This window comes from Flavobacterium araucananum (assembly GCF_002222055.1).
Lineage (GTDB): Bacteria > Bacteroidota > Bacteroidia > Flavobacteriales > Flavobacteriaceae > Flavobacterium > Flavobacterium araucananum.
Genome location: NZ_MUGS01000005.1, coordinates 295310 through 313087, shown reverse-complemented (window position 1 = coordinate 313087; position 17778 = coordinate 295310). Strand labels below are relative to the sequence as shown.

At 34.1% G+C, this 17778-nt stretch carries 17 protein-coding genes; 11 read left to right on the top strand and 6 right to left on the bottom strand.

Annotated elements, in window-relative coordinates; genetic code table 11:
- Positions 1–4 precede the first annotated feature (4 nt).
- The 5 genes from B0A64_RS05555 to B0A64_RS05535 all read left to right on the top strand — a co-directional run bounded on the left by B0A64_RS05555 (position 5) and on the right by B0A64_RS05535 (position 4514).
- Positions 5–907 carry a ParB/RepB/Spo0J family partition protein gene (locus tag B0A64_RS05555; RefSeq protein WP_089478521.1) on the top strand — a complete coding sequence of 301 codons (903 nt, stop codon included), beginning with the start codon at positions 5–7 and terminating at the stop codon, positions 905–907.
- A complete protein-coding gene (locus B0A64_RS05550; RefSeq protein ID WP_089478520.1) occupies positions 907–1467 on the top strand; it encodes a DUF5683 domain-containing protein in 561 nt (186 codons plus the stop codon). Before B0A64_RS05555 ends, B0A64_RS05550 begins: the two co-directional genes overlap by 1 nt.
- 37 nt (positions 1468–1504) lie before the next feature.
- On the top strand, positions 1505–2206 hold the full coding sequence (gene dapB, locus B0A64_RS05545; protein WP_089478519.1) for a 4-hydroxy-tetrahydrodipicolinate reductase: 702 nt from the start codon (positions 1505–1507) through the stop codon (positions 2204–2206).
- A 58-nt stretch (positions 2207–2264) separates the two neighbouring features.
- Complete coding sequence (gene lepB / locus B0A64_RS05540) at positions 2265–3821, top strand: signal peptidase I (protein WP_089478518.1); 1557 nt, start codon at positions 2265–2267, stop codon at positions 3819–3821.
- Between the two features lie 78 nt (positions 3822–3899).
- Positions 3900–4514, top strand: coding sequence for a WbqC family protein (locus B0A64_RS05535; protein ID WP_089478517.1), 615 nt, complete (start codon positions 3900–3902; stop codon positions 4512–4514).
- A 5-nt stretch (positions 4515–4519) separates the two neighbouring features.
- Here the strand turns inward: B0A64_RS05535 and B0A64_RS05530 are convergent, their stop codons facing one another.
- The 6 genes from B0A64_RS05530 to B0A64_RS05505 form a co-directional block, all read right to left on the bottom strand.
- Positions 4520–5566, bottom strand: coding sequence for an endonuclease/exonuclease/phosphatase family protein (locus B0A64_RS05530; RefSeq protein WP_165769765.1), 1047 nt, complete (start codon positions 5564–5566; stop codon positions 4520–4522).
- 18 nt (positions 5567–5584) lie between these two features.
- A complete protein-coding gene (locus B0A64_RS05525; protein ID WP_089478516.1) occupies positions 5585–6448 on the bottom strand; it encodes a rhomboid family protein in 864 nt (287 codons plus the stop codon).
- A gap of 44 nt (positions 6449–6492) precedes the next feature.
- The gene (locus B0A64_RS05520; protein WP_089478515.1) at positions 6493–7242 is read right to left on the bottom strand and encodes a rhomboid family intramembrane serine protease; all 750 of its coding nucleotides are present in this window, start codon (positions 7240–7242) and stop codon (positions 6493–6495) included.
- The gene (gene mutL / locus B0A64_RS05515) at positions 7239–9143 is read right to left on the bottom strand and encodes a DNA mismatch repair endonuclease MutL (RefSeq protein WP_089478514.1); all 1905 of its coding nucleotides are present in this window, start codon (positions 9141–9143) and stop codon (positions 7239–7241) included. The genes B0A64_RS05520 and mutL overlap by 4 nt, the downstream gene beginning before the upstream one ends.
- Positions 9144–9306: 163 nt before the next feature.
- Positions 9307–9879 carry a 6,7-dimethyl-8-ribityllumazine synthase gene (gene ribH / locus B0A64_RS05510; RefSeq protein WP_089478513.1) on the bottom strand — a complete coding sequence of 191 codons (573 nt, stop codon included), beginning with the start codon at positions 9877–9879 and terminating at the stop codon, positions 9307–9309.
- Between the two features lie 87 nt (positions 9880–9966).
- Complete coding sequence (locus tag B0A64_RS05505; RefSeq protein WP_089478512.1) at positions 9967–10746, bottom strand: tetratricopeptide repeat protein; 780 nt, start codon at positions 10744–10746, stop codon at positions 9967–9969.
- A 399-nt stretch (positions 10747–11145) separates the two neighbouring features.
- Here B0A64_RS05505 and recF point away from each other — a divergent pair, with 399 nt between their 5' ends.
- From recF to B0A64_RS05475, 6 genes are all read left to right on the top strand, one after another.
- On the top strand, positions 11146–12225 hold the full coding sequence (gene recF, locus B0A64_RS05500) for a DNA replication/repair protein RecF (RefSeq protein WP_089478552.1): 1080 nt from the start codon (positions 11146–11148) through the stop codon (positions 12223–12225).
- Between the two features lie 1058 nt (positions 12226–13283).
- On the top strand, positions 13284–13517 hold the full coding sequence (locus tag B0A64_RS05495; RefSeq protein WP_089477727.1) for a hypothetical protein: 234 nt from the start codon (positions 13284–13286) through the stop codon (positions 13515–13517).
- A gap of 179 nt (positions 13518–13696) precedes the next feature.
- Entirely contained in the window at positions 13697–14395 is a 699-nt protein-coding gene (locus B0A64_RS05490; protein WP_089478511.1) for a thioredoxin domain-containing protein, read from the top strand.
- A 10-nt stretch (positions 14396–14405) separates the two neighbouring features.
- Entirely contained in the window at positions 14406–15086 is a 681-nt protein-coding gene (locus B0A64_RS05485) for a DUF2461 domain-containing protein (protein ID WP_089478510.1), read from the top strand.
- 262 nt (positions 15087–15348) lie between these two features.
- Positions 15349–16410, top strand: a complete 1062-nt coding sequence (locus tag B0A64_RS05480; protein WP_089478509.1) for a glycosyltransferase — start codon at positions 15349–15351, stop codon at positions 16408–16410.
- Between the two features lie 148 nt (positions 16411–16558).
- Positions 16559–17662, top strand: a complete 1104-nt coding sequence (locus B0A64_RS05475) for a pyridoxal phosphate-dependent aminotransferase (protein WP_089478508.1) — start codon at positions 16559–16561, stop codon at positions 17660–17662.
- The last annotated feature ends 116 nt before the right edge of the window (positions 17663–17778 follow it).

Genomic DNA, 17778 nt, shown 5'->3' with positions numbered 1-17778 from the left:
TTTTATGACAAAAGCAATTAAAAAACAAGCCTTAGGAAGAGGATTATCAGCATTATTAAAAGATCCGGAAAACGACATTGTATCAGTAGAAGACAAAAATGCTGACAAGGTTGTTGGAAACATCATAGAGCTTGAAATAAGTGCTATAGAAATAAATCCGTTTCAGCCCAGAAGCAATTTTAATGAAGAATCGTTACGAGAATTAGCCACTTCTATTAAAGAACTTGGTGTGATTCAACCTATTACTGTTCGAAAATTAGACTTTAATAAATACCAGCTAATTTCCGGAGAGCGTCGTTTACGCGCTTCGACTTTAGTAGGCTTAACACATGTTCCTGCCTACATTCGTATTGCCAATGACAACGAATCATTGGTTATGGCTTTGGTAGAGAACATTCAGCGTCATGACTTAGATCCAATTGAGATCGCACTTTCGTACCAACGCTTAATTGACGAAATTCAATTGACGCAGGAACAAATGAGCGAGCGTGTTGGAAAAAAACGTTCTACAATTGCCAATTATTTACGTCTTTTAAAACTGGATCCCATTATTCAAACAGGTATTCGCGATGGTTTTATCAGTATGGGTCATGGTAGAGCAATTATCAATATCGAAGATTTAGACATTCAGACGGATATCTACCAAAAGATAGTGAGCCAAAACTTATCTGTTCGTGAAACAGAAACATTAGTAAAAAATTATCACGAAAGCTTAAAACCAAAAATTGAAGGAAAACCAAAAGCGGAATCTTCATTTGTCATTAAGGAAACACAAAAAAATACTTTTAATGATTATTTTGGTGCGAAAGTTGATTTAAAAGTCGCTGGCAACGGAAAAGGAAAAATTACAATTCCTTTTAACTCAGAAGCTGACTTTAACAGAATTATAAAATTAATAAACGGATAGTGAATAAAATTGTCCCCATAAGTTTGTTGTTCTTTCTCATAGGAACCGTTTCTCTTTTTGCTCAGGTAAAAAAAGACACGGTTTTGGTTGTTAAAGACACTAGCAAGTTACAAGAAATAGATCCGCTTACACCAGCAAAAGCTGCCTTTTACTCTGCAATCTTACCAGGTTTAGGTCAGGCATACAATAAAAAATACTGGAAAATACCATTGGTTTACGGAGCAATTGGTACAAGTTTATACTTTTATCTTGATAACAATAAAAAATACCACGATTATCGCGATGCCTACAAACGAAGACTAGAAGGCTACACTGATGATAAATATAAATTTCTTGACGAAAGCAGACTTGTTGCTGGTCAGAAATTTTATCAGCGAAACAGAGATTTATCTGCTTTGTTTGTTGTAGGTTTTTATGTTTTAAACATTATCGATGCCAACGTTGATGCCGCTTTAATTCAATTTAACGTAAACGAAAGATTATCATTGCGCCCGGAAATTTATCCTGACGATGTAACTTTTAGACCAAACGTTGGACTAACTTTTAATTACCACTTTTAAATAGCATTTACTATTTAAATTCAAAAATAGATACAAAATGAAAATTGCGCTTTTAGGATATGGAAAAATGGGTAAAGTAATTGAACGAATTGCTTTAGAAAGAGGTCATGAAATTGTTTTAAAGAAAGACGAATTCAATAGTTATGACGGACTTTCGACTGCTGACGTTGCAATCGATTTTAGCGTTCCAACTGCAGCAGTAGCCAATATTTCGAATTCTTTTAATAATAATGTCCCTGTAGTTTCCGGAACAACGGGATGGCTGGAACATTTTGACGAAATGATTGCACTTTGCAACGAAAAAAAAGGTGGATTCATCTCAAGTTCAAATTTTAGCCTTGGGGTAAACATTTTCTTTGAATTAAATGAATACCTGGCTAAAATCATGTCCCAATTTGATTCGTATAATGTAACGATGGAAGAAATTCATCATACCCAAAAACTAGATGCTCCAAGCGGAACAGCTATTTCTTTGGCCAAAGGTGTTATCGAAAACAGTACTTATGCAAACTGGACACTGGACGAGGCAAAAACAAACGAAATTCATATCGAAGCAAAAAGAATTGGTGATGTTCCCGGAACTCATACAGTGACTTACGATTCTATTGTAGACAGTATCGAATTAAAACATACTGCTCATAACCGTGAAGGTTTTGCTTTAGGAGCTGTAATTGCTGCCGAATGGCTTGCTGGTAAAACAGGAATTTACAGCATGAAAGATGTTTTAAACCTGAAATAAACAGATTAAAATTTTAGGGTAAAAAAACCTTAAAACTTGAAACTTTAAACAAAATATTATGACACTATATCTTTGGTTTGCATTTTTCTTAGCCGTACAGGTAATTCACTTTCTGGGAACCTGGAAATTGTATCAGGCAGCAGGAAGAAAAAGTTGGGAAGCGGCAATTCCGGTTTACAATTCAATAATTTTGATGAAAATAATTAATAGACCTACCTGGTGGACTCTGTTACTTTTTATTCCGATTATTAACCTGATTATGTTTCCTGTTGTTTGGGTAGAAACCTTAAGAACATTTGGCAAAAAATCTACTTTAGATACCTTATTAGGGATTTTTACTTTTGGTTTTTACATCTATTATGTCAACTATACTCAAAAATTAGAGTACAATGCCAATAGATCATTATCACCGCAAACTAAAACCGCAGACACTATAAGTTCTTTACTTTTTGCTATTATCGTAGCAACATTAGTACATACTTATATCGTACAACCTTATACAATACCAACTTCATCATTAGAGAAATCGTTATTGATTGGTGACTTCTTATTTGTAAGCAAGGTAAATTATGGCCCTAGAGTACCTATGACCACCGTTGCATTGCCAATGGTTCATGATACAATACCATTTTTAAAAAGAAAATCATATTTAAGCTGGCCTCAATTGCCTTATTTCAGACTTCCGGCTTTAGAAAAAATAAAACGAACAGATATTGTTGTTTTCAACTGGCCTGTCGATACCGTTCATTATTTTTATGAGCCAAAAGGAAGACCGGGAGTTATAAAACCTATCGATAAAAAATCAAATTACGTAAAAAGATGTGTTGGTATTCCTGGTGACAGTTTATCAATCGTAGACGGATTTGTTTTCATTAACGGCAAAAAATTAGTTTTACCGGAACGTGCTAAACCTCAATACTCCTACACTGTAGCATTAGACGGAAAAACACCTATCGATATCGAATCTATCATGAAAGAATTGGATGTTACAGATGGTGCTTACCTAAAAAATCCTGCCAGCAGAGATACAATCTATTTTAGAGCTTTAACAGAAGCGAGTGCAGAACGTTTGAAAAATACTCCCGGAGTTACTGCTGTAAAGAGAGAAATTGACAGAGGAAACGACAATGCGATCTTCCCTCATATCAATAAATGGAGTCAGGATAACTTTGGCCCTATTTATATTCCTGAAGCTGGAAAAACCGTAGCCTTAACAAATGAATCTTTGCCATTTTACAAAGAAATCATTACTAATTACGAAGGAAACACTTTGCAATTAGAAGGTTCTCATTTCCTGATCAATGGCAAACAAGCGACAACGTATACCTTCAAACAGAACTATTACTGGATGATGGGAGACAACCGTCATAACTCTGAAGACAGCCGTTATTGGGGTTATGTTCCTGAGAATCATATCGTAGGAAAACCTGTTTTTATCTGGATGAGCTGGGATACAAACGGAAAAGGAATCAACAAAATTCGTTGGAACAGAGTTTTTACCACTGTTGATGGCGAAGGACAACCACAATCTTACTTTAAATACTTCTTATTTATTCTTGCCCTATATTTTGTTGGTGAATACTTCTGGAGAAAAAGAAAAGAAAATAAAGCATAAAAACGTTAATTCGTTGAACTGATAAATCGTTTAATCGTCTCTTAAAAAGAACGATTTACCGATTAAACTAAAATCAAAATGAACGCACTATTACTTCCTACTTATTTTCCGTCGATTAGCCACTTTGCAGTTATCGCACAATCTGAAAATATTACTTTTGAAATGGAAGATAATTTTCAGAAACAAACCAATAGAAACCGCGCTTATATCTATAGTCCAAACGGAATTCAACTACTGAATATCCCGGTCAAACATTCGAAAACACCACATCAAAAAACAAAAGATGTTCGTATTGAAAATGAATTTGACTGGCAGAAACAACATTTCAAATCCTTGGAAGCCGGATATAGGAGTTCTCCTTTTTTTGAGTTTTTTGAAGATGACATTCGTCCTGTTTTCGAAAAACAACATACTTTTTTAATGGATTTAAATCTGGACGTTCTGGACATCCTGACAAAGTGTTTACGAATGAAATTAGTATACGATAAAACTACTGAATACTTTGCCGAAACAGAAAATGTTCTGGATTTCAGAATGCTGGCAAATGGAAAAAAAGATTCTAATTCGTTCGAAAAATACACACAGGTTTTTGATGATAAACACGGTTTTATCAACAATTTAAGTGTATTGGATTTACTTTTTAACGAAGGTAAATTTGCTATGGATTATTTAAAATCACAAAAACTAGTTTAAGTTTCTTACTCCATCGAAAGTCTGGTCATGATGGGATAGTGATCTGAATTTTCGAAATCAGAAAAGCTTTCAAATTGTTTCACTTTCATTTTACTGTCTGTAAAAATATAGTCAATTCGGGCGGGATAATATCGAAACTTATACGTGGCTCCAAAACCTTGTCCTGCTTCTTCAAAAGCATCTTTCAACTTTCCTTTTATGCTTCGGTAAACATACGAAAACGGACTATTATTCATGTCTCCACAAATAATAATTGGATTCTTGCATTCTTTAATATTTTCTTTAAAAATCTCTGCCTGTTCTTGTTGTTGCCTGAACCCCTTGCTTATTCTGGTATAAATAAGCTGTGATTTTTCCTGATTAACATTGTCAATATTATTCGAAATATCTGTTACATCAGGCGAAATTTTGATCGATTGCAAGTGCATATTGTAGACCCTGATGATATCTTTACCACGTTTTATATCTGCATAGATTACATTATTGTCTGAATTGGGAAAAACAATATTTCCTTCGTACAGAATAGGGAATTTAGAAAAAATAGCCTGTCCTGTTTTAATCTGGTTTCCATCAATAAAAATATAACGATGCGGATATACTTTTAAGTCGATATGAGCAGAGTTTGAGTATTCCTGAATACAGATTATATCCGGATCTTTTTCGTCGATAAAAGCTTTAATATTAGATGGTATATCATCACGATCCAACCATTTAAACACATTAAAGAGACGCACATTATAACTCATTATAGAAAAGTCCTTTTCATCTTTTACATATTCTTTGGCCGAGAATTTATAAAACTTGCTTATAAATGTAATTCCGGTCAACAAAACCAAACCAGATAAAATAAGGCGTTTTTTAAACTGAATTGCCCAATAGACAAAGAACAAGCCATTGAGTACAAAAAAGGCGGGCATAAAGAGCGTGAGCACCGATAAAAGCGGAAAACTTTTAGGTGCTAAAAAAGGTAAAATATAAATACTAAATGTCACTACAGTTAGCACTATATTCAAAAAGAACATTATTTTATTAAACCACGAAAGGTTTTTCATATTTCTATGCTAAAAGGATTATTTTCCAGCTTTAAATAAAAACTCTTTTTCTTCTTTTGTCAGACAATCATAACCGGATTGGCTAATTTTATCTAAAATTTCATCTATTTGCTGTTGCGTTTTATCTTTCGCAACAATTCTTGATGTAACTTTTTCTGTAGGTTTTTTATAATTCTTATGAACTTTTTTGAAAGGGGTCGAAGGGGATTTTTTAAATAGATTGGTAAAAAAATCTAATGTTCTGGAAATAACAATGCTTAAATCTGTACCATTTTGAAGTAACTTTATGTAAATAAAACCAAAAAGAGCACCCGCCAAATGCGAAATGTGACCGCCGGTATTATCTAAACGGAACTGCATTAAATCAAGAACCAAAATTACGGCCGTAATATGCCAAAGCTTAACATTGCCAATAAGCAACAGGCGCACATTCATTAAAGGCTGGTAGGTTGTAACCGCAACCAAAACAGACATTATCGCAGCCGAAGCCCCAATAATAGGAGCCGAAATATTTAAAAAATAATAACTTAAAGCAAAAGCTACACCAGAAAAAATCGCCCCTAAAAGGTACAAACCTAAATATTGTTTCTGTGTAAAAAATGTCAAAAACAAATTACTGGCAAAATTCAAAACCATCATATTAAACAATAAATGCCAGAATGATGCATGAAAAAATGCGTACGTTAAAAATGTCCAGGGCTTAAACAAAAACACGTTGGGGTCTGATGATAACGCCAACCAATTTGGATAAACAAAACCTCCTCCTGAATATTGATAAAAGAATACTAATGAGATCGCAAAACAAGCAACGTTCCAGTAAATAACACGCATTGCAATGCCGCCCAATCTATATTGTAGTTTTAAATCGTCAAGAATATTCATATTAGTATCTTTTGGTTTTTATTTTCCGATATTAAAATTAAAAATTAATTCCAACGATTACTATTAAACTGATTCTTTTTCCAGTACCACATGATTAAAAAACCAAACAAAGCACCACCAATATGTGCATAATGCGCTATTCCGGATTCAATTCCCATAAACGAACTACCAAAAATACCAAAGAAACCATCGAACAATAACATGTAGATTGGAACAAAATATTTTGCTTTTATAGGAATTGGTATAAACATAATACCCAGTTCAGCATTTGGAAACATAAACGTAAAGGCTACAAGTAAACCATAAACAGCTCCGGATGCCCCAATAACAGATCCAAAATAAGCATCATAAAAATGTCTAAGCTCAGAGGCTGTTAATAATTGTTGCCATCTCGTGTCCATTTTATTCTCATTCAATAATTGCAAAATCTGCGTTTTATTAAAACCATTCGCAATCAATGTGTTCATTGCATCCTGATAGAAATAATAGTTAACCGCAAAATTGACTAAAGCGGCGCCTAAACCACATGAAATATAGAAAAACAAGAATTTTTTCCCTCCCCAAAAATGCTCCAGTGTCGAACCAAACGAATACAAAGCAAACATGTTGAACGCAATATGGGCAAAACCGCCATGCATAAACATGTGAGTAAGGGGCTGCCAGATTTTAAATGCAGGATTCTCAGGAAAAAACAAAGCAAAATATTGCTCCGATACCGGTACTAACTGAGAACCAATAAAGAATATAATATTGATTATCAATAATTGTTTTACTACGGGAGTTATTTTCATCATAAGGCAAACTTTTTATCTATATCTTCAACACGCATGGTGATGAAGGTTGGTTTTTGAAAAGGTGAAATATTTGGATCTTTACAAGCAAACAAACCGTTTACTAAGTTATCTTGTTCTTTCTCGGTTAAATACGATCCTGTTTTAACCGCCAGACTTTTGGCCATCGATTTGGCTATTGTATCATTCTGACTGTAACTACTCGCCGGGATTCCGTCTTGCAAATCGCTTAACAATTGCTCTATTACCATCGAAACTTCGCTCTCGGTAATATTTACCGGAATTCCCGAAATAACGATATGATCCAATTTTGCTTCTTCAAAAACAAAACCTGTTGTTTCTAAAGAAGGCTTTAACTCTTCGATCAACGTCATTTCATCTGAAGAATAAAACAAATCCAAAGGAAACAACAATTGCTGACTTGAAGCCTGATTTACAGTCATATTCAACAAAAATTGTTCGTACAAAATTCGTTGATGTGCGCGTTGCTGATCGACAATTACCATTCCGGATTTTATAGGCGAAACGATATATTTTTTATGAATTTGGTACGTTCCCTGACTTGTTTGCTCGATCTCATGATCGTTAAACAAAGACGAAGTAACTTCTTCATTTTCGAATGTAAAAGGCGAACTTTCGATAGTATCGGTTTCTAAACCTACATACAAACTTTCCCAGCTTGTTGTGGGTTCAACTCTTTTATTATAGCCAGAATAAGAACCAGATCCTGACCCGGAACTAAAACCGGAACCGGATCCTGAACCCGCTTTAGAATAATGCTGATTGGTTTTATCATCCGTAAAGGGATTAAAAGTTCCGTCGACCTGAATCGTAGGCGTTTCACCTTCTAAATCTTTATAATGGTATGGTGTATCTAAATTGGCATCACGATCAAAATCAAGAACAGGCGACACATTAAATTGCCCTAAACTATGTTTGATCGAAGCTCTTAAAATAGCATACAAAGCTTGCTCATCATCAAACTTAATTTCTGTTTTTGTAGGATGAATATTGATATCGATTGTGTTTGGCGGAACTTGCAGATACAAGAAATAACTTGGCTGAGAACCATCTTTCAAAAGTCCGTCATAAGCCGCCATTACAGCATGATGCAAATAACCACTTTTAATAAATCGATCGTTTACAAAAAAGAATTGCTCTCCCCTGTTTTTCTTTGCAAACTCAGGTTTGCAAACAAATCCCTGAACATTGATAATCTCTGTATCCTCGTTAACCGGAACCAATTTTTCATTGGTTTTACCGGACATAATCCCAACAATACGCTGACGATATCCTGCCCCGGGCAAATTATACATCTCGCTTCCGTTATGATAAAATGTAAAATGAATATTAGGATGTGCCAGGGCTACACGCTGAAACTCATCCATAACATGGCGAAATTCAACCGTATCTGATTTTAAGAAATTACGACGGGCGGGAATATTAAAAAACAAATTTTTGACAGCAAACGAAGTGCCTTTAGGCAAAACTGCCACTTCCTGAGAGACAAATTTACTGCCTTCGATTATAATATGCGTCCCTAACTCTTCCTGATCCTGCCTGGTTTTCATTTCCATGTGTGCAATTGCCGCAATAGATGCCAGTGCTTCTCCGCGAAAACCTTTGGTATGCAATGAAAACAAATCTTCGGCTTTACGAATCTTTGACGTAGCATGACGCTCAAAGCACAAACGTGCATCGGTCACACTCATTCCTAACCCATTATCGATAACCTGTACCAATGATTTTCCGGCATCTTTTATAATCAACTTAATGTCAGTTGCTTTAGCATCAACGGCATTCTCTAACAGCTCTTTTACGACTGAAGCAGGTCTTTGAACCACCTCTCCAGCGGCAATTTGGTTAGCAACGTGATCAGGCAGTAATTGAATTATACTCGACATTAAGAAAAAATAATTAAAAGGTTAAGGTTTAAATTTTCAAACCAAGAAGTACAAATTTAATGAATTTCTCTTGGCTTTTAGAATAAGTGTTATCATAAAAAAAACAAAAAACCTGTACTATTTTACACAGTACAGGTTTTAATATTTTTAAAACAAATGTGTTTTACTCTTTATCAATCTTTATTGGAGTTTCTTCTATTTGGATTGCTCCAGAAGACAACAAAGGTTGGTTAAACGGGTGCGACATTGAAGCTTGTTGGCGAATATAAGCCATTTTTATTGCTGCAATTGCTGCTTCGGTCCCTTTGTTTCCGTGAATCCCTCCACTTCTGTCAATAGACTGTTGTATATTATTATCTGTAAGAACACAAAAAATAACAGGAATATCAGTCTGAACATTCAAATCTTTAATTCCCTGCGTTACACCTTCGCATACAAAATCAAAATGCTTGGTTTGTCCCTGAATTACACATCCAATTACAATAACTGCATCAACATTTTGCGTTTGCAACATTTTTTTTGCACCATAAATTAGCTCAAAACTTCCCGGAACATTCCAGCGAATAATTTGTTGAGCCGGAACTTCATTATCAATTAAGGCATCAAGAGCGCCATTGTAAAGTCCTTCGGTTATAGTTTCATTCCATTCAGAAACAACAATCCCAAATCGAAAGTCTTTCGCATTTGGGATCGTGTTTTTATCGTATTCTGATAAATTTTTATTTTCCGTAGCCATCTGTATATTTTAAATTTTAGATATTAGATTTTAGATTTCAGATTCTGAAATACAAATCTACAATCTTAAATCTTAAATCTAATACTTTTATTGTGCCAATCCAATCAATACATCAACAGAAGCTGCTTCAGGAGTTGTATCGTAGTTTTCTTTGATATCTGTAAAATATTTCAGAGCGTCTTCTTTTTGACCTAATGCCAAAGCTGTTTTACCTGCTTTTAACAAGAAACGAGGTGTTGTAAAATCGTTTTTGTTAGATTCAGCTGCTTTTACATAATAGTCTAAAGCCTCTTTTTGTTGGTTTTTTTGAGAATAAGCATCTCCAATTCCACCAATAGCCAAAGCATTTACGATAGCTTCTTTAGATTTAAAGTTCCCTAAATACTTAATAGCATCATCAAATTTACCGGTATTCAAATAGGCCATACCCGCATAATAGTTTGCTAAATTTCCAGCATCAGTACCAGAATATTCATCAGCAATTTTTACGAATCCAAATTTACCTTCAGAACCATTCAATGCTAATTTGTATAACGAATCGCTAGCTACACCGCTAGTCGCTTTATCAAAATTTTGTTGAGCAACAAACATTTCGTTTGCAGCTTCGTCTTGCTTAGGTGCTTCGATAAATTTTTGGTAAGCCAAATATCCAATAGTAGCAACTGCAATACCGGCTACTAAACCAATAATGATTTTTTGATTTTTAGCAACCCAATCCTCAGTTCTTGAAGCAGTTTCATCTAATTTAGAAAAAACACCAGCTGTTGTGCTGTCTTTTTCATCAATAATTACCTGTTGTTCTTCATTTACTTCTTTAACTTCCTTTTCCTTTGGTGCTTTATATCCTCTTTTATTGTAAGTAGCCATTTAAAATTAATTTAGTGAACGGCAAAAATAAAATTTTTATTGAAACTAAAGCAAAAAAAAGCAAATTTATATCTGTTTTAAAAAAATAATTCACTAAACAGGCACTTCTCCCTGTTTTACAGCGAAATAATTGGGCATGAAATTATCTAAAAGCCTAATTATTTGGAGATTTTTCAATAATTCATACCTTCTTATTTTCTCCTTAGTATGACTTGACAATGTGGTAAAAGCAATTTTTAACCACAGATTTTACAGATTCTCCTAAATTAAGCATTTATTAAATTAAATTTGCTGAACAAAATCCTTTTTAATCTTTTCATCAGGAGCAGAAAAATCCAATCTGCCCGATAAAGCCATAATCTGGAAATGTCAATTTTTATCATTACAGTTTCAAAAAAAATGTATTTAAACAAAATTTCTTTATTCAATTATAAAAATTTCTCCGAGGCTAGTTTTGATTTTGACCGCAAGATCAATTGTTTTGTTGGCAAAAACGGAATTGGAAAAACCAATGTGCTTGATGCAATCTATCATTTAGCGTACGGAAAAAGTTATTTTAATCCGTTGGCCGTGCAAAATATCAAACACGGAGAAGAGTTTTTTGTAATTGATGCCGAATTGGAAAAAAATAACAGAACAGAACAAATTGTTTGCAGTTTAAAAAAAGGGCAAAAAAAAATCTTAAAGAGAAACGGTAAGGCTTACGACAAATTCTCTGACCATATTGGTTTTATTCCGTTAGTTATTATTTCTCCGGCTGATCGTGATTTAATTGTCGAAGGAAGCGAAACACGCCGTAAATTTATGGACAGCGTGATTTCGCAATTAGACTCAACATACCTGCATCAGCTTATTCAATATCAAAAAGTAATCGTGCAACGAAACGCTTTGTTAAAGTATTTTGCACTCAATCATACTTTCGACAACGATACCTTATCTATATATAATGAGCAACTAAATAGTTTTGGACAATCGATTTTTGAAAAAAGAAAAAATTTCCTGGAACAGTTTATACCTATATTCAATGTACATCATCAAGCCATAACAGGATCTGAAGAAACGGTACAACTGGTTTACGAAAGCCATTTGTTCGAAAAAGACCTTTTAAAACTTTTACAGGAAAACATTAATAAAGATCGTGCCCTGCATTATACAAGTGTTGGAATCCATAAAGACGATTTATCTTTTGAAATTGATTCATATCCTATAAAAAAATTTGGATCACAAGGGCAGCAAAAATCTTTTTTGATTGCTTTAAAATTGGCTCAGTTTGAATTTTTAAAGAAACAAAGTGGCGTAAAACCGTTACTGCTTTTTGATGATATTTTTGACAAACTGGACGAAACCCGTGTTGCCAAAATTATCGAAATGGTCAATAGCGAAACTTTTGGACAACTTTTTATTTCGGACACACATCCGGAACGTACCGAAGCGATTGTAAAATCGACGCATCAGAGTTATAAGATATTTAATTTGTGAGACGTTTTTGTACTGTTTTTTTGCCACAAATTGCACTAATTTCACTAATTCTTTATCTAAAATAATTTAACCTTCGGCTTATTCGAAAACTTTATCAAAATTAAACAACAAAGCAATCATCTGGTAATTTGCGCTAATTGGTAAAATTCGTGGCAACCTTTTTTCATCACAACTTAAATTTAAAAACTTTACCAAAGCTTTTTGGTATCTTCGCAATCCTAAAATTAAGTAAAGATCATGAACTCAAAAAAACTTCTTGCCCGTGTGGTATGGTGGCGGTATTGGAAACAACTGCAACGCTTTGAACAGCGTAGGACACCTAAATTGTGCGGGCTTCATATTTTCCTAAATGTTCAAAATCATGAGTACAAACACCCTATCTAAAGAAACCCAATTGCGGTTGACAGATTTTTTTAGTAAATCGATTGATCCCGAAACGATGGCAAAAAAAATGCTACTAGTATAAGAGCTAAAATTTCTAAAAATTGGTGCAATTCGTAGTAACCTTTTTTCATCACAACTTAAATTTTAAAACTTTACCAAAGCTAACAGAACATCAAAGGATTTAAAAATTTCATTTTTCTCCCAAAGTTTGTCATTCAATAAAAAGAACAATCAACACAATATTGTTAGGGTAGGCGAAGTCGAAGCTTCATAATAATAAAAACCTGAGTTCGATTGTTTTTTAATATTAAGTCCCAGCGGGACGACATATTTATAGCAATATTACATTTTGTTTTTCAGAACCCGCGGCGGCGGGTGATATTTTTATACCTAATGCGAAAACAAGTAGCTCCGCTGGATCTTGTGATAAGACATCATTATATAATCGAGTTCAGGTTAATAATCAAAAACCTTTCAAAACGATAGATAAATCCTACTATTTACAAAGGTTTATTTGGTATCTTCGCAGTCCTAAAATTAAGTAAAGATCATGAACTCAAAAAAACTTCTTGCCCGTGTGGTATGGTGGCGGTATTGGAAACAACTGCAACGCTCTCTTTACAGCGTAGGACACCTAAGCTATGCGGGTTTTATATTTCCTTAAAGTAAAGATTATGAGTACAAACACCCTATCGAAAGAAACCCAATTGCGGTTAACAGATTTTTTTAGTAAATCGATTGATCCCGAAACGATGGCAAAAAACATCCGAAGAGTAAATTATGTCATCGCCTTAAGCATGATTCGGGATTGCGAAACTCTCGACCTCGAGAAAGCAAACCTCGAAAAAGGCTTTTATTGGTTAAACGAATTAGCCGAAATTCTAAATCCTTATTTCGATGCTGAATAATTTAGAACAAAAGAGCCACTGCGAAGTGGCTTTTTTTTATAGAGCTCCCTTTGTGATTGCAAACAACGGAAAAATGCTACTAGTATAAAGAGCCAAAATTTCTAAAAATTGGTGCAATTCGTAGCAAACCGAACATATAAAATGAAAAATCATTACTTTAGCATTAAAAATTGAGCCTCATGAAATTCTCCAAAATTGTATTCTTACTACTTTCAATTGCACTGTTTTCCTGTAATGAAAAAAAAGAAGGTTCTATTGAATCAATCGCTCCAAAAGAATTTGCAGAAAAAATTAAAACAACTGAAAATCCACAAATTTTAGACGTTCGAACTCCTGACGAATTTGAATCTGAACATATTGAAAATGCCCAAAACGTAAACTGGAACAGTGACAATTTTGTAGCAAAAGCAGCCTCTTACGACAAAACAAAACCTGTTTATGTGTATTGCTTAAGCGGCGGAAGAAGCCAGAAAGCAGCAGCCAAACTAAATGAGCTGGGTTTTAAGACCGTTTATAATTTAGATGGTGGCATCCTGAAATGGAACGAAGAAGGTTTTGGCAAACCTACAACGACTCAAATAGGAATGACAATGACAGATTTTGATACTTTGTTAAAGTCTGATAAAAAAGTTCTGGTTGATTTTTATGCTCCATGGTGTGGACCTTGCAAACAAATGGAACCTTTCATTTTAAAAATGCAAAAAGAAATGAATGACAAAGTAACGATCATTCGCATTGATGTTGACAAGAATAAAACCCTGGCAACCCAATTAAAAATTGACCAACTCCCTACCGTTATTTTATACGAAAACAAAGCGGTACAATGGAAAAACACAGGATTTATAAGCGAAAAAGACTTAAAAAAACAACTGCAATAACACCAAGAATATGCTAACAAAAGAATCATTGCAATTTTTAGACGATTTAAAAAAGAACAATAATAGAGAGTGGTTTCAGGACAACAAAAAACGATACGAGATTTTCAAGAAAGATTATCACCAGTTGGTAAGTGATTTTCTGGACGCCATGAAACCGCTGGATCCGTCCTTAGAATTATTAGAGGTTAAAAACTGTACGTTTCGCATCAATAGAGACATTCGATTCTCGAAAGACAAATCGCCTTACAAAGCGCATTTGGGCGTTTGGTTATCATCTGGCGCAAAAGGTCAAAATCGTTCCGGATATTATGTACATATAGAAAAAGGTGCCAGTTTTATTGCCGGAGGATTTTATTCGCCGGAACCGGATCAGTTAAAAAAAGTGCGCAAAGAAATTGCTTTTTTTCATGATGATCTAGAAGCGATTTTAAAAGATAAAAACTTCAGAAAAGAATTCGGAAATTTAGATATCGACGAAAACAATTCGCTTAAAAATCCTCCAAGAGGTTACGAAAAAGAACATCCTGCGATCGGGTTTTTAAAATTAAAAAGTTTTACCGCAACTCAAAAATATGATATTTCTGAAGTAACTCAAAAAGATTTCGTTGCCAAAATGAGTCAAAAATTAATCGCTCTAAAACCTTTAAACGAATTTATAAATCGTGCTTTACAAACAGAAGACGAATTTTAAAAAAAAGTTAGCCACGAATTCACGAATTATTTAAATTTATTCGTGGCGAAAAAATAAAAGTTAGCCACAGATTTCAAAGATTAACACAGATTAAAAAAATCATTTTAAATCTTTTAATCTGTGGCAAAAAATAAAAGTAGCACTGAATTCAGGAATGAATTTTAAATAATTCGTGAATTCGTGGCAAAAAAAAACAGTTAAAAAATTACTACGAACTAATTAGTGAAAATTGGTGAAATTCGTGGCAAAACCACACTCCCAAATGACAAAAAAGAAAATACTTTTTCTTGGAGAATCCTATCGCGCAGACGCTATCACTTGGATGAATGGCCTGAAAGAATTTGGAGATTTTGAGATTTGCACTTGGGAACTTCAAACACCAAATAATTCAAAACTTAACCGATTCAAGCGTATTTTAGAATATATCTTCTCTCCTCTTTCAATTCGTAAAACAATTCGAAGAGAGAAACCCGATATGATTATTGCAGAACGAACAACCAGTTATGGCTTTCTGGCTGCGATTTCGGGCATGCATCCCATTGCAATTGCGCAACAGGGCCGAACAGATTTATGGCCGGAAGGCTCTGTATTATTACCTTTTAAAAAAATCATTCAGAAACACGCCTTCAAAAAAGCCGACCTGATTCATGCCTGGGGACCGGTTATGACGATTTCGATGAAGGCGATTGGTGTCGATATGAATAAAGTTCTGGTGATCCCAAAAGGAATTGATTTATCGTTATTTTCTCCTTCAACCAATCATTCGGACAAAATTGAAGCGATTGTAACCCGATCTCTACAACCGGAATATAGACATGATTCGATTTTGAAGGCTTTTGCTATTTTAAACCAAAAAGGAATTGATTTTTCGTTAACGATTGTTGGCGACGGAACAAGATTGCAATTTTTGAAAGATTTAGCAAAAGAGTTACAAATAGAAAACAAAGTAATCTTTACCGGAAGAATTGCCAATACAGCACTTCCTAAATTATTACAACAATCGAATATCTATATTAGCATGCCCATTACCGAAGGCGTTTCGGCTTCTTTATTTGAAGCAATGGCTTGCAATTGTTACCCAGTAGTTTCGGATATTCCCGGAAATCAAAGCTGGATCAAACATCGTAAAAACGGACAATTAATAGAAATTGACAATATCCAAATGCTGGCTAACGAATTGATTTGGTCCTTTGAAAATACTGAATCCCGAAATGAAGCTATTATTCGAAATAGAAAATTTGTCGAGGAAAATGCAAACTATAATACCAACATGAAGATCATTGCCAATAAATATCATGAATTGCTGGATCTGCATAAAAATTAACCGCAAAGTCTTCAAAGTTAATCTACAGGCAGTTTTATCAAAACATTGCACTCTTTGCAGTAAAAAATTCTAATTATATTGAAAGCGTAACTTTTTCAGAATTCCAACGACATATCAATGAATCGTTTAATTTAATTCTAAAAAAGATATGAATAATAGAAGAAATTGGTTAAAACAAATAGGTTTAGGCGCTGTAGGAGTAGGATTTTATCCGTTTGAAACATTTGCAAATCGTCCGGCAGAAGATTATATTTTTCCTGATTTAGAAAAATCTCCCATATTACTACGATCGAACGAAAACCCGTATGGTCCTTCGCCCTTAGCCAGAATCGCTATGACCAAAAGTGTTAATAGCAGCAATCGCTACGGCTGGAATCTTTATTCTGAATTAATTACTGCTATTGCTAAAAAAAATAATGTTGCAGACAATAATATTCTATTGGGAGCAGGTTCTACAGAAATTTTAGATCTGGTACTTCAATACATTGCTCTAAAAAAAGGCAATTTTATAATGGCTGCCAATACTTATGACTACTGGACTGATCCTTATGAAAAATTAGGTTTAAAAAAAATCAGCGTTCCTTTGACGAAAGACAAAAAAATTGATCTAACAGCAATGTTAGCCGCAATAGATTCAGACACCAAAATGATCTATATCTGCAATCCTAACAATCCAACGGGCACAATATGCGATAGAGAAAAACTCGTTTCTTTTATTACAGAAGCAACCAAAAAAGCGATTGTTTTTGTAGACGAAGCTTATATCGATTTTACCAAAGAGCAATCCCTAAGTAATCTTGTAAACGAAAATAAAAATTTAATTATAACCAAAACTTTTTCAAAAATGTATGGTTTGGCTGGAGCACGAATAGGGTATGCAATTGCGGCCTCATCGACAATTGACGAATTAAGCAGTCTAAAATCATCTCCAAGTTTATCGCTTAGCGTAGTTTCTACCGTTGCTGCAATAGCATCATTAGGTGACAAAAAATTTATTCAGGAAGTATCTGCTGCAAATGAGGCCGTAAAAAAATATACTATCGAGCAACTTACCCAACTCCACCTAACCCCTATTCCGTCTTATTCAAATTTTATTTATTTTTCGCTTGACAATTATAAAAAAGATTACTTTAAACAATTAGAACTTCATAATATATTGGGAACAAAAATTTATGAAGAAAACGGAAAGTGGACCCGAATTACAATTGGCACAATGAAAGAAATGCAACAATTTATTGGAGCTTTAAAGTAATAGTATAGCAAAACACTATTTATCACATTTCAAAGATATTTCTTGAGATTTTATTGATTGTTATTTATCAAAATTCTACTCAAATAAATTATAATCGTTACTTTTGAGCACAGAAT

Bases quoted from the DNA above. Each gene is read 5' to 3' on its own strand.
- B0A64_RS05555 (WP_089478521.1), top strand. From the start codon at position 5: ATGACAAAAGCAATTAAAAAACAAGCCTTAGGAAGAGGATTATCAGCA.
- dapB (WP_089478519.1), top strand. From the start codon at position 1,505: ATGAAAATTGCGCTTTTAGGATATGGAAAAATGGGTAAAGTAATTGAA.
- lepB (WP_089478518.1), top strand. From the start codon at position 2,265: ATGACACTATATCTTTGGTTTGCATTTTTCTTAGCCGTACAGGTAATT.
- B0A64_RS05535 (WP_089478517.1), top strand. From the start codon at position 3,900: ATGAACGCACTATTACTTCCTACTTATTTTCCGTCGATTAGCCACTTT.
- B0A64_RS05530 (WP_165769765.1), bottom strand. From the start codon at position 5,566: ATGAAAAACCTTTCGTGGTTTAATAAAATAATGTTCTTTTTGAATATA.
- B0A64_RS05525 (WP_089478516.1), bottom strand. From the start codon at position 6,448: ATGAATATTCTTGACGATTTAAAACTACAATATAGATTGGGCGGCATT.
- B0A64_RS05520 (WP_089478515.1), bottom strand. From the start codon at position 7,242: ATGATGAAAATAACTCCCGTAGTAAAACAATTATTGATAATCAATATT.
- mutL (WP_089478514.1), bottom strand. From the start codon at position 9,143: ATGTCGAGTATAATTCAATTACTGCCTGATCACGTTGCTAACCAAATT.
- ribH (WP_089478513.1), bottom strand. From the start codon at position 9,879: ATGGCTACGGAAAATAAAAATTTATCAGAATACGATAAAAACACGATC.
- B0A64_RS05505 (WP_089478512.1), bottom strand. From the start codon at position 10,746: ATGGCTACTTACAATAAAAGAGGATATAAAGCACCAAAGGAAAAGGAA.
- recF (WP_089478552.1), top strand. From the start codon at position 11,146: ATGTATTTAAACAAAATTTCTTTATTCAATTATAAAAATTTCTCCGAG.
- B0A64_RS05495 (WP_089477727.1), top strand. From the start codon at position 13,284: ATGAGTACAAACACCCTATCGAAAGAAACCCAATTGCGGTTAACAGAT.
- B0A64_RS05490 (WP_089478511.1), top strand. From the start codon at position 13,697: ATGAAATTCTCCAAAATTGTATTCTTACTACTTTCAATTGCACTGTTT.
- B0A64_RS05485 (WP_089478510.1), top strand. From the start codon at position 14,406: ATGCTAACAAAAGAATCATTGCAATTTTTAGACGATTTAAAAAAGAAC.
- B0A64_RS05480 (WP_089478509.1), top strand. From the start codon at position 15,349: ATGACAAAAAAGAAAATACTTTTTCTTGGAGAATCCTATCGCGCAGAC.
- B0A64_RS05475 (WP_089478508.1), top strand. From the start codon at position 16,559: ATGAATAATAGAAGAAATTGGTTAAAACAAATAGGTTTAGGCGCTGTA.